10 protein-coding genes are annotated in these 11,531 nt (G+C 63.4%); 7 read left to right on the top strand and 3 right to left on the bottom strand.

Translation table 11 applies throughout. From position 1 onward, the window contains the following. The first annotated feature begins 94 nt into the window (after positions 1-94). The 6 genes from AC1DVM_RS07505 (at position 95) to AC1DVM_RS07530 (ending at position 6,038) form a co-directional block, all read left to right on the top strand. Complete coding sequence (locus AC1DVM_RS07505) at positions 95-1,075, top strand: ABC transporter permease (protein ID WP_477253349.1); 981 nt, start codon at positions 95-97, stop codon at positions 1,073-1,075. 11 nt (positions 1,076-1,086) lie between these two features. Next, positions 1,087-2,043: an ABC transporter permease gene (locus AC1DVM_RS07510; RefSeq protein WP_477253351.1), complete on the top strand. Its 957-nt coding sequence runs from the start codon at positions 1,087-1,089 to the stop codon at positions 2,041-2,043. A gap of 16 nt (positions 2,044-2,059) precedes the next feature. After that, the gene (locus AC1DVM_RS07515; RefSeq protein ID WP_477253353.1) at positions 2,060-3,052 is read left to right on the top strand and encodes an ABC transporter ATP-binding protein; all 993 of its coding nucleotides are present in this window, start codon (positions 2,060-2,062) and stop codon (positions 3,050-3,052) included. Further along, a complete protein-coding gene (locus AC1DVM_RS07520; RefSeq protein ID WP_477253393.1) occupies positions 3,052-4,053 on the top strand; it encodes an ABC transporter ATP-binding protein in 1,002 nt (333 codons plus the stop codon). The genes AC1DVM_RS07515 and AC1DVM_RS07520 overlap by 1 nt, the downstream gene beginning before the upstream one ends. A 224-nt stretch (positions 4,054-4,277) precedes the next feature. Further along, positions 4,278-5,042: a CYTH domain-containing protein gene (locus tag AC1DVM_RS07525; protein WP_477253355.1), complete on the top strand. Its 765-nt coding sequence runs from the start codon at positions 4,278-4,280 to the stop codon at positions 5,040-5,042. Between the two features lie 183 nt (positions 5,043-5,225). Then, positions 5,226-6,038, top strand: a complete 813-nt coding sequence (locus tag AC1DVM_RS07530) for a MipA/OmpV family protein (protein ID WP_477253357.1) — start codon at positions 5,226-5,228, stop codon at positions 6,036-6,038. A 79-nt stretch (positions 6,039-6,117) separates the two neighbouring features. Here the strand turns inward: AC1DVM_RS07530 and AC1DVM_RS07535 are convergent, their stop codons facing one another. Further along, positions 6,118-7,068, bottom strand: a complete 951-nt coding sequence (locus AC1DVM_RS07535; protein WP_477253359.1) for a hypothetical protein — start codon at positions 7,066-7,068, stop codon at positions 6,118-6,120. Between the two features lie 118 nt (positions 7,069-7,186). On the opposite strand from AC1DVM_RS07535, the gene AC1DVM_RS07540 reads away from it, so the two are divergent. After that, entirely contained in the window at positions 7,187-8,044 is an 858-nt protein-coding gene (locus AC1DVM_RS07540; RefSeq protein WP_477253361.1) for a TIGR01459 family HAD-type hydrolase, read from the top strand. On the opposite strand, the gene AC1DVM_RS07545 is transcribed toward AC1DVM_RS07540, so the two are convergent. Together AC1DVM_RS07545 and ribA are read right to left on the bottom strand one after the other, a co-directional pair. Continuing rightward, complete coding sequence (locus AC1DVM_RS07545) at positions 8,045-10,369, bottom strand: hypothetical protein (RefSeq protein ID WP_477253362.1); 2,325 nt, start codon at positions 10,367-10,369, stop codon at positions 8,045-8,047. Between the two features lie 20 nt (positions 10,370-10,389). Next, complete coding sequence (ribA, locus tag AC1DVM_RS07550) at positions 10,390-11,511, bottom strand: GTP cyclohydrolase II RibA (RefSeq protein WP_477253363.1); 1,122 nt, start codon at positions 11,509-11,511, stop codon at positions 10,390-10,392. Between the last annotated feature and the right edge of the window lie 20 nt (positions 11,512-11,531).

Here is an 11,531-nt window from a genome sequence, read left to right on the forward strand (position 1 = left end):
ATCTCCCGGGCGCGGAGCATCCGCGCTCGGGACCTACTGCGCAACCGTGCCGCCGCCCTTGGCGTCGTTCGGGCAGGATTTGTAGGACTCATTGATGCTTGCATTTATTTTGCGCCGTGCCTTTCAGGCGCTCGGTGTTTTATTGACCGTCGGATTGATCTCATTTTCGATGTTCCGCTTCGCAGGCGATCCGGTGAACCAGATCGTCTCCATCGACACTCCGGCTGCCGAGCGCGAGCAGGTCAGGCGTTCGCTTGGGCTCGACGATCCGGTCCCGATTCAATTTGGGCGCTACCTCGCACAAGCGGCGCAAGGCGATTTCGGTGTCTCGTATCAGTTCCGCCAACCGGTGTCCGATCTGCTCGCCGAGAGAATGCCCGCGACACTGGAACTTGCATTCTGCGCCACCGTGTTTGCCATCGTGTTCGGTATCCTGATGGGCGTCTTTTCAGGGCTCAACCGCGAAAGCTTCGTCGCCAAGCTGTTCCAGACCATTTCGCTGGTGGGAATTTCGCTGCCGACTTTTCTCATCGGCATTCTGCTGATCTATCTCTTCGCCGTCACCTTGGGATGGCTGCCCTCATATGGGCGCGGCGACACGGTTCGCCTCGGCTGGTGGACGACAGGCTTCCTGACGAAATCCGGCCTTACGGCGCTGATCCTGCCCTCGATCACGCTCGGCCTGTTCCAGATGACCCTCATCATGCGCATCGTGCGGGCCGAAATGCTGGAAGTCCTTCGCACGGATTACATCAAGTTCGCCCGCGCCCGCGGTCTCACCACGCGCGCCATCAATTTCGGCCATGCGCTCAAGAATACGCTCGTGCCGGTGATCACCATCGTCGGCCTGCAACTCGGCTCCGTCATCGCCTTCTCGATCATCACCGAGACGGTGTTCCAATGGCCCGGCATGGGATTGCTGTTCGTGCAGGCGGTCCAAAACGTAGATATCCCCATCATGGCCGCTTACCTGATGCTGGTGGCGCTGATCTTCGTCATCATCAATCTGAGCGTCGACATTCTCTACACGGTGGTCGATCCGCGCCTGCGGTCGAGCATCCGGCAACCGGCGTGAGGGAGACGACCATGTCAGAGACCTCCGGCGTCGATCCGATCGTCGCGCCGCGTCCGCCCTCGTGGCTGGCGCGATTTCTCGACGGCGATRTGTGGGCAAGCTTCAAGCGCTCCAAGCTCACCATGGTGGCGGCCACGTTGACGTTGCTGTTCTTTCTGGGAGCGCTGCTTGCCGGCCTGCTGTCCCCGCAAGACCCCTTCGATCCCGCGCAACTTGAACTCATGAACAGCCGTCTTCCGCCACTCTGGGATGCGGAGGGACAATCGCCCTTCCTGCTCGGAACCGACGAGCAGGGGCGCGACATCCTGTCGGCCATTCTCTACGGCTTGCGGATTTCGCTGCTGGTCGGGTTTCTCGGCGTCGCATTCTCGGCGACGCTGGGAATCACCCTCGGCCTTCTGGCGGGTTATCTCGGCGGGATCACCGACACCATCATCATGAGGATCGCGGACGTCCAGCTCACCTTCCCGGCCATCCTGATCGCGCTTCTCATCGACGGCGTGGTGAAAGCGGTCTTGGGGAGCAACCTCGATGCCGGCACCACCTTGGCGGTTCTCGTGGTGTCCATCGGCCTAAGCTTCTGGGTTCAATATGCGCGAACCGTGCGCGGCTCCGTGATGGTGGAAAAGAGCAAGGACTACATCGCGGCGGCCCGTCTCATCGGGTTGCCGGCCTCCGCCATCATGCTCAAGCACATCCTGCCGAACGTCACCGGCCCCGTCCTGGTCATCGCCACCATCAATCTCGCGCTCGCGGTAATCACCGAGGCGACACTATCCTTCCTCGGAACGGGAATGCCCGAGACGATGCCGTCTCTGGGAACGCTCATCCGGATCGGCAACAATTACCTGTTCTCGGGCGAATGGTGGATTGTCGCATTTCCCGGCATCGCACTTGCGGCGCTCGTGCTCGCCATCAATCTTCTGGGCGATTGGCTGCGCGATGCACTCAATCCGAAACTGCGATGAGAGGGCGAGTATCGCTATGACAGAGCCCGTTCTCTCGGTCCGCGACCTGCGTGTGGAATTCGTGACGCGGCGCGGCGCGCTCAAGGCCATCGACGGCATCTCCTTCGACATTGCGCGCGGCGAGGTGCTGGGCGTGGTGGGCGAATCCGGCGCCGGAAAATCCGTCACCGGTTCGGCCGTCACGGGCCTCATCGATCCCCCGGGACGGATTGCCGGTGGCGAGATCCTGCTGTCGGGCTATCGGATCGACAATCTGCCCCCTGAGGACATGCGCAAGGTGCGTGGCAAACGCATCGGCATGATCTTCCAGGATCCGCTGACCAGCCTGAACCCGCTTTATCGGGTGGGAGAGCAGCTGATCGAAACCATTCGCACGCACACCAATCTTTCGGCCACGGCTGCCCGCAAACGCGCGATCGATCTTCTCGCGGAGGTCGGAATCCCAGCACCGGACCGCAGGATCGACAGCTACCCGCACGAGTTCTCGGGCGGAATGCGTCAGCGTGTGGTGATCGCGCTCGCACTTTGCGCCGAACCCGAACTCATCATCGCCGACGAACCGACGACCGCCCTCGACGTCTCGGTCCAAGCGCAGATCATCGCTCTCCTCAAGCGGTTGGGGCGCGATCACGGTACGGCCATCATGCTGGTGACCCACGACATGGGGGTGATTGCGGAGACCGCGGATCGTGTCGCCGTCATGTATGCCGGCCGCATCGTCGAAATCGGCCCCGTGCGCGAAGTGGTGCAGCATCCGCTCCACCCTTACGCCAAAGGCCTCATGGGAGCGATTCCATCGCTCGTAGGCGACACGCATCGCCTGACGCAGATCCCCGGCAGCATGCCGCGGCTATCGGCCATTCCGCCGGGTTGCGCGTTCAATCCCCGCTGCCCCTTCGTGTTCGACCGGTGTCGGGTAGAGCGTCCCGAACCGATCGCGCGCGACATGCATCCTGTTGCGTGCCACCTCTACGATGAAGCCCCGGCCAAGACGGAGTCTGTCGCGTGATCGAAAAACCCTATGCGCAGATCAACGATCTGCGCCGGACCTTCGACATCTCGAAGCCCTGGCTCAACCGCGTGCTTGAAGGTGGTGAGAAGCAATATCTGAAGGCTGTCGATGGCGTATCGTTCGACATCGCGCGGGGCGAGACCTTCGCGCTGGTGGGCGAGTCGGGGTCGGGCAAGTCGACGGTTGCCCGGATGGTGGTGGGCTTGCTGCCGCCGAGCGGTGGCGACGTGACGATCGACGGCGTTCCCATGGTGGGGCGCGCCTCCGCTCAGGACAGGCAGCGCCTGCGCCGGCGCATCCAGATGATCTTTCAGGATCCGTATGCGAGTCTCAATCCACGCTGGAAGGTCGAGGATATCGTTGCCGAGCCGATCCGCGCCTTTCGTCTTCTCGAGGGCGACAAGGCGATCAGCGCGCGGGTCGGGGAACTGCTTTCGCTGGTAGGGCTCCACCCTGCGGACGGCGTCAAATTCCCGCACGAATTCTCCGGCGGCCAGCGCCAGCGGGTCGCCATTGCACGGGCGCTCGCGTCGAACGCCGAATTCATCGTCTGCGATGAACCGACCTCCGCGCTCGACGTGTCGGTGCAGGCGCAGATCCTCAACCTCATGCGGGACCTGCAGGATCAGTTCGGGCTCACCTACCTCTTCATCAGTCACAACCTGGCGGTCGTGCGGCACATGGCCACGCGCATCGGCGTCATGTATCTTGGTCGCATCGTCGAGATCTCCGGCGGCAGGGAGCTCTTTGCGGCGCCAAAGCATCCCTACACGCGGATGCTCCTCGACGCCGTGCCGGACATGAACATGGCCGGCGAAGAACGGGCGCCGATCAGCGGCGAGATCCCCAACCCCATCAATCCGCCGAGCGGCTGCACTTTCAATCCGCGCTGCCCGTTCGCGAACGAGCGCTGTCGTCGGGAAATCCCAAAGCTGCTGGATGGGGTGGCCTGCCACGCTGTCCACGAGGGACGTCTCGGGATCTTTGCCGTGGCCTGACACTGCATGCGGACCTCGAAGACTGCCGACCCGCCCCGCTTGAGCGTGCGGGTAGAGCGCAGGTCTGGCTGTCTAGGAATTGTTCCGCCAGCGTCAGGAACAAAGCGTTACAGTTCAATACATTTCCCCGGCGGTTAAGTGTAACAATATTGTAAATATTGATAAGCATCTGGAAATTTTCTTGAATTGGCGTATTTAGACTTCCAGATTAGAGAGAGACTAAAATGATTACTACAAGACGTTATCTCATTGCTTCGTCGCTCGCCCGCCTCATTCGCAAGGAGCGGGGCGGCAACCGTCTTACCGAGGGTCATTTCCCCAATCAGGCGGATCGCAGCTCGTTCGTCGTCATCGACGGCGACAAGGGTAGTCTCGTTCTGGTCACCTCGGGTGGCGGCATCCCGGTGGAGGAGAGAACCGATGTGCCCCGGACTCACGCCGAAGCGCTTCTGGATGTGACGCCCGGGAAGGTCGATTATGTGCGTTCCACGCTGTCCATCGGCGCTCGCGAAGTGCGCGTCGACCGGTTCGTGACACCGGGACCGCTTGATCTCATTTCGGTCGATTTCGACAAGGAAGACGATTCCCGGGATTTCCGACCTCTGCCGTGGTTCGGCCCCGAGGTCACGGGTGAGGCGGGATACCAAAACCGCGCGATCGCCCTCGAAGGTCTTCCGCCCTCCCTTGATGTTCCATTGTCCAACGCCGCCCTCAACACGCTGCTCGATACTCTCGAGGGACGTCTCGGCGCCAATCGTAACTATGCGCCGCAGAAAGCCCCCCGGGACAATGGCGATCAGGCCGAACAGCGCCGCAACACCGGCCCGACTGCCGAGCGCCCGGGCCGACAGCCTCCCGCCGGAAAGCCCGAAGCCCCCTCGGCTGGAGAAGGCGATCACTCGGACGACGATCAGGACGGTCTCAATCTGAACATCGAGGACAATGTCATCCGCGAGCTGGCCCGGTCCCTGCGCCCGCAAAGACGCTAACAACAGGTGGGCCGTAAAACGGGTGGTCGGTAGAATTCGTTAGCCTTACGAGCCGATCTTCCGGGCTTAGGTCCATTGGAGGCTATACCGGGCGCAAGATTACGTTGCGTTCGTTACGATCTTGCTTGACCTTGTTGTCGAATGACCTCACGAGGTAGGCGGAAATTCGAACCGGGAATTGTCATGCGTCTGAAGTCTCTTGCGATGTTCACCGCCACCGCGCTGGCGGCAATTCCCGCCTCTGCGGCCGATCCTATTTTTACAGCCCTGCCCACCAATCCGGCTGGCTGGGTCGTGACCCTGAAGGGCAATGCCCGGATCGGCCCGTCCTATCCGGGTTCCGACGACATGGATTTCGTAGCGTTTCCCTCGGTGAGTTTTCGCCGGGCCGGGACACCTGTGCGCTACAGCGCGCCCGACGATGGCCTGAGCTTCTCCTTCGTCGAGCAATCCTCCCTGACGATCGGCGTGGTGGGTCGCTATCAGGGCGGTCGCTATCTGGCGAGCGACCGGCGGCTGTTCGGACTTGAAAAGATCGACTGGGCGATCGAGCCCGGTGTTTTCATGGAATACTGGCCTGTGGAATTCCTGCGCGCCCGTGGGGAGATCAGGCACGGGATCAACGGGCACGATGGGTTCGTGGCCGATTTCGGCCTCGACGTCGTGCAGCGCTACGGCGCCTTCACGCTCTCGGTGGGCCCCCGCCTCGCTCTCGGCGACAGCTCTTTTGCCCGCACCTATTTCGGCGTGACGCCCTACGAGGCAGCACTCAACGGACGAGTGACGGCTTACCGACCTTCGGGCGGCATCACGTCAGTCGGGGTGACATCCGGTTTGACCTATGATTGGTCGGATCAGTGGTCGACCACCGGCTACGTCTCCTACAAGCGGCTTGTCGGTGACGCTGCGGACAGCCCGATCGTGAAGCGCTTTGGATCCGAAAATCAGGTGGGATTGGGCCTGACCGTCTCCTATTCGTTCGATTCCGGAATGTAATTCTTCCTGCAGGAGCTCCGGCCCAACCACGTTCAAGGCGTCGCGCAAGCGGCGCCTTTTGCTTTGATCGGCTTCGGCCTCAGGGCGCCTTCGTCCCGTCGCCGAACCTGTTGAACATCATGTCCGGAGCGCTCGTGTTGTGCCGGGACGGCACGAGGCGTCCCATCCACACGTCGGTGGCCTTTGCGCTGCCGAAAGTCATGATGGGGCTTTCGGTCCAGGACGGCGCTCCTTCCGGTCGGACTGCGATCCGCGCGACGTCGGCATTGAACTCCGTCACATACATGGACCGCAAAGCCGCGAAGGCGCCGCGCTCGACGGGGCGATCGAAACTGACGTCCAGCGTAAGACGGTCGCGGTCCAGGTTCTTTATCGCCACGGTGGCCTTTCCGCCCTTGGCGAACGTCACGGTGAAGGTCATCGTTTTGGGGTCGAACTCGACATCCTTGAGATTGACCACAGGCCGCTCGCCGACTTCGATGGGGCCGAGCAGGAAGGACGATCCGTAGGCGCTCCATCCCAGATGGGCGGGCGGCAGGGGACGGATGCGCCAGTAGCCATCGGCCGGATAGAGAACCAGCACCTCTTCGGCGCGGTCGCCCCGCCGGACCCAGAGTTGGACCAGATGAAGGTTCTTCTCGACCCGGTCGCCGACCCGCACCGCCACATCGCTCTGGCGCCAGAAATTGGGAAACGTGAAGCCGGTCAGCCACATGTCGACGCTCTCGTAGAACGTGACCTTGTGCACCGGCGGAGCGGCGGAGGATTCAGCCGTCAGGGTTCCGCAAGCCGTCCAGTCCGGCTCCCATTTGTCGTCGCGCAGGCTGCCCAGATAGGTGGGATGCGCTGCCTCGATGCGAAAATTGCGCACAGTCGGAGACGCGAAATTGATCGTCACGTTGTCTTTTTCTGCGCACAGAACCGGTTCGCTGGCGTTGGTCACATCAACCGCTATTCCGTCGAGAGACGCCGCGGGGGCCGCCGTCGAAACAAACAGAAATCCGATCAGGGCAAGGAAGGGGCGGAGCATATGAACCATCGGGACATTGTCGGTTGGCGGGACGGGTGTCGCGCCCTAAGGACTGATATCCTGCTATCCCCCATCCGTCGAGGCTGCGGCCTCGCCCGCTGAAAGGATCGTCGCGCCCATGAATCTTTCCCTTCTCCATTCGGCCGGGCCGCTTCTCGCGGGCTATGATGTCGTGTTCTGCGACGTATGGGGCGTGGTTCATGACGGTGTTCGCGCCTATCCGGAGGCCTGCCTCGCACTGGCCCAGTTTCGCCGCCGGGGCGGCAGCGTGGTGCTGATCTCAAACGCGCCGTCAACGGCCGCCGAGGTCGCGGCGCTGCTCGACCGAAAGCAGGTTTCGCGCGAGGCCTGGGATGCCATTGTCACCTCCGGCGATCTCACCCGATTGCGGATCGGCGAAACCGGTGTGAGGCGCATCTTCCATATCGGCGCGACCCGAGGTGAGCATGTGTTCGACGGGCTTGGCGTTTCGCTGGTCGATGTGCATGAAGCGGACGCCATCGTGGCGACCGAACTTGTCGATTACTACTCGGAAACGCCGGACGATTATCGCGACGTGCTGACGGATGCCGTCTCGCGTCGCCTCCCGTTCATCTGCGCCAACCCCGATCTGGTGGTGCATGTGGGAGACGATCTGCTGCCCTGTGCGGGTGCATTGGCGGTCATCTACCGGGACTTGGGCGGAGACGTTTACTGGGCCGGCAAGCCGCATCGGCCGATTTACGAACGGGCGCTGGCATTGGCCCGCGATGCGCGCGGAAGCGACGTGGATCAATCACGCATCCTGGCGATCGGCGATGCGCTCAGAACCGACATCGCGGGCGCTCGCGCCTTCGGGATCGACGCCCTCTTCATCGCCGGAGGCATTCACCGCGATGAGGTGCTGCGTGACGAGATCATCGACCGCGTGCTTCTTCGCCACCTGGTGGGCTCGCAGGCGGACGGCGTGGTCGGCGTGATGAAAGGTCTCGCCTGATCAGAAGCCCATGCGGCGCACGATCTGGTCGTAGGCCCCCGCGAAAGGACGAAACGCGAAGCGCACCCGATGGCGACCGGGCGGCACCTGGACCGCGCGAAAGATCACGTTGGCGCGCAGCATCTCGACGGGCGTCTCATCCACGAACGCGAACCACCAAGGATGCCAGGCATCGTTCAGCACGACAAAACCGCCGGCATCGGATGAGACCGCGATGGTTACGTCCGTGTTGCGGTAGGTTTCGATAGCGATCTGGGCACCGGACGATCCGGCGCGGTTGTTCAGGGCGCGGGGTGCTCGCTCGAGCAGCACCACGTCATCCGACTGGCTCGGCCAGATTCCGGTTCTGATCATGCTGGGAAAATCGGCGAGCTGCCATTGCGACGCGAACATGATGCGGGGGAGGGCAGCGGGATTTTCGGCAATCACGGCCTCATCGGTCCGCCCGATGACCGGCAGCGCACCGCGCTTCAGGCGCGGGTCGATCTCTTGCGGCGGAACGCGTGACGCGATGTAGCGAAGGCCGAGGAGGTTGGCGAGCCGCGATTCATAGGACGGGAACAGCGCCGAAAACTTACGCTGATCCGGCAATGCGACGTGGTCGGCAGCGCCCGTAGCCTCACTGTACCAGCGCAGCCGCACCGGATTGTACCCGAGGGTGTTTTCGAGCCGATGGATCATGCTTGCGTTGGGCCAGTGGAAATCGATCCCGGCGAGTTCGACCCTGTCGCGCCGCGTCGGCGATGCGGTGGCGGATACGCGATCCTTCAGGAACGCTATGGTCGGGTCGCCACCGCCGGTTTCCAGTGCTTGAAACATCGATGGCGGCAGCGCCGTCGATTCGCTGGGGCCATTGTTCCAGCCGAGATCGACGATCATGAAGCCGGTCGCCAGCAGGGCTGACGCGAGAGCGTTCCAGCGCGCGAGGGGGCGCAGGGCGAACAGGATCAAGATCGCGACGCCAGCGAACACGGCGGATTGCGCGAGCGGCCAGAGTGCATAACCTCCCTGGCCCTTGCCGTCGGCGACGGCCGCGGCGGCGACAATGCACACGGCAAATCCCACGCCGACGCGAAGAAGCAGTCCGCGCGGGTCGGGGCGGGTATCGTCGCTGAGCCAGCGATTGAGCAGATAGGCGGCGCAGAGGGCCGCGAGGGGAGTGAGCAGGAAGGTTGCATCCGCCGGGCGTCGGAACAGCGACAGGCCCGGCACGACATCGAAGGTCAGCCCCAGGAGTGGGGTATAGCGGCCGAGCGCGTAGACCAGAACGCCTATCGTCGCCCACGCGATGCCCTTGACCTCAGGCCGTCGGAACAATCCCCGCCGCCAACCAAGCGCGAAGAGGGCCGCGAGGGGCAGCGCGCCGAAATAGATCTGGCCCATATTGCGAGCGAGATAGAGATCGACAGGTCCCCATGCCGGACTGGGAGGGCCCCAATGCTGCGCGAGCGGCCCGGCAGCCCCAAAAAGCTGCGGCACCGCCGCCGTGAGAAGGAGGGCGGGATGGAGGGATCCTCGTCCGGCGCCCTCGCGGTCGATCACGAAGCGATTGGAATCGCCGTTGAGGAGCATGGTCAGCACCAGAGGAATGGTCACGATCATCAGCCCGCCCAGCATGCCCATTGCCAGCGGCGCCCAGGCTCGCCGGATCGCGGCTCTGGGGGAGGGCGCGAAGGCGACGTGGCAGGCGACGACCCCCAACAGCAGCCAGATCGCCAGATACGCGACCTGATCCCGCCCTAGCACCATGAATCCCGCAACCACGCCCGCCATCAAGCCATAGCCGAGCGAAGAGCGGTGGAGCGCGCGACTCAGAAGGAGCCAAGCAATCGGCCAATAAGAGAGGCTGAGGATTTGGCCGATGTGCTGGATGCGCCATGCGGACGAGCCGCCATAGGCGAAAACGAGAGCGGCCATGAGCGCTGCCGCCGGATGCCAGCCACGATCCCGGGCGAGAAGCAGGATCGCGATCGCCCCCGCCAGCAACATGGCGAGGACCGTCGCGTCGGCGGCGCGAAAGCCCGGGTCCGGCGAAAGGGCCGCCAAGGCCAGAAAGGGAGGCGAGAAAATCAGCGATTGGGGATCGGCGATCTGCGGATGACCCGCGAAGACATAAGGGTTCCAGAAGGGCCATTCGCCGCCATGGATCGATTGCGCAAGAAACTGCAGCTGCGGGTAGAAATGCGCCTTTGCATCCCAGGGGATGGTGACATGACCCGACAGCCACGGCCAGCCGAGAGCGGCCCATGCAGCGACGAGGATCGCCAGGTAGGCCGACAGGGGCCATGGCCTGTTGGCGGCGGCCGGACCCCCTGTTGCGCGCATGGAATTTTCGCCGGTTGCGGTCAGTCGTTAGGAGCGGCGAACGCCGCGAGCGCATCGAAATCGATCTTGTGCCCGGCGCGGTCCCGCTTGGAGGCAAGATACCGCACGTTCTCGGCCGTCGCACGTCCGAGCACGCGTTGCTCTTCCACACGCAGGCCCGCCTCGCGCAAGGCCGCGATCTTGATCGGGTTGTTGGTGATCAGCCGCACCGACGAGACGCCGAGCTGCTTCAGCATCGCGGCTGCGAATTCGAAGCGCCGCTGGTCGAGGTCGAAGCCTAGCACCTCGTCGGCATCATAGGTGTCGTATCCCTGCGACTGAAGCTTGTAGGCTTTCATCTTGTTGGCGATGCCGTTGCCGCGGCCTTCCTGGTCCAGATACAGCAGAATGCCGCCCTGGCCCTTCGCCATCCGCGAAACCGTATCGCGCAGTTGGTCGCCGCAATCGCATTTGAGGCTGCCGAAGAGGTCTCCGGTCAGGCATGCGGAATGCAGGCGAACGTCGACGATCCCGGAAAAGTCAGGCTTTCCGATGATGATCGCCACCTGATCGCGCAGACCTTCGCCGCCCCGGAATATCACGAATTCCGTGTCGGGCGCGCCATCGAGGGGCACGGGCGCGCGGCTCACGATATGGAGGGCGTCGATCTTGCGGCGCTTGAACGAGCGAATATCGTCCGCGTCGACGACGAGGGCGCCGAGATCCGGGGCGATCGCGGGGTCGATCGGAACGGCAACCACCGCTGGGAAAACGAGCGCCAGATGGGCCAGCTCAAGCGCCACGTCCTCGAGCCTGGAGCTCGGGCCCACGGGCGCGTCGACGCGGCCATCCACTTTCAGCGCGAGGGTCTCGATCCGCCCGAGATCGATTGTCGGAAGCGCCACCACGCCCGAGACGAGGCGATCCAGTCCCAGATGGCGCAGGCGCGCGGCAGGCAGCACGAGCCGGGCCGGGCTCTCACCCAATCGGCCCAGGCGTTCCGCCAATCCAGCCTCCAGGCCTTCGACGCCAACCGTCACGAGCGCTTGGCCGTCGCCCCGCAGGACGACCGGTCGGGCTGCGCGAATTTCTGCGATGGCCCGCTCCGCCGCGGTGGATCCGAGGTCTTCAATCAGGTTCAGGCCCGTGCGAACGGTGCTCATCGGCTTCTTTTGTCCCGGTG

Source organism: Microvirga sp. P4_A5 (assembly GCF_056402495.1).

Excerpts from the sequence above, each read along its gene's own strand:
- AC1DVM_RS07525 (WP_477253355.1), top strand. The coding sequence starts at position 4,278 with ATGATTACTACAAGACGTTATCTCATTGCTTCGTCGCTCGCCCGCCTC.
- AC1DVM_RS07535 (WP_477253359.1), bottom strand. The coding sequence starts at position 7,068 with ATGCTCCGCCCCTTCCTTGCCCTGATCGGATTTCTGTTTGTTTCGACG.
- AC1DVM_RS07545 (WP_477253362.1), bottom strand. The coding sequence starts at position 10,369 with ATGCGCGCAACAGGGGGTCCGGCCGCCGCCAACAGGCCATGGCCCCTG.
- AC1DVM_RS07530 (WP_477253357.1), top strand. The coding sequence starts at position 5,226 with ATGCGTCTGAAGTCTCTTGCGATGTTCACCGCCACCGCGCTGGCGGCA.
- AC1DVM_RS07540 (WP_477253361.1), top strand. The coding sequence starts at position 7,187 with ATGAATCTTTCCCTTCTCCATTCGGCCGGGCCGCTTCTCGCGGGCTAT.
- AC1DVM_RS07505 (WP_477253349.1), top strand. The coding sequence starts at position 95 with ATGCTTGCATTTATTTTGCGCCGTGCCTTTCAGGCGCTCGGTGTTTTA.
- ribA (WP_477253363.1), bottom strand. The coding sequence starts at position 11,511 with ATGAGCACCGTTCGCACGGGCCTGAACCTGATTGAAGACCTCGGATCC.
- AC1DVM_RS07515 (WP_477253353.1), top strand. The coding sequence starts at position 2,060 with ATGACAGAGCCCGTTCTCTCGGTCCGCGACCTGCGTGTGGAATTCGTG.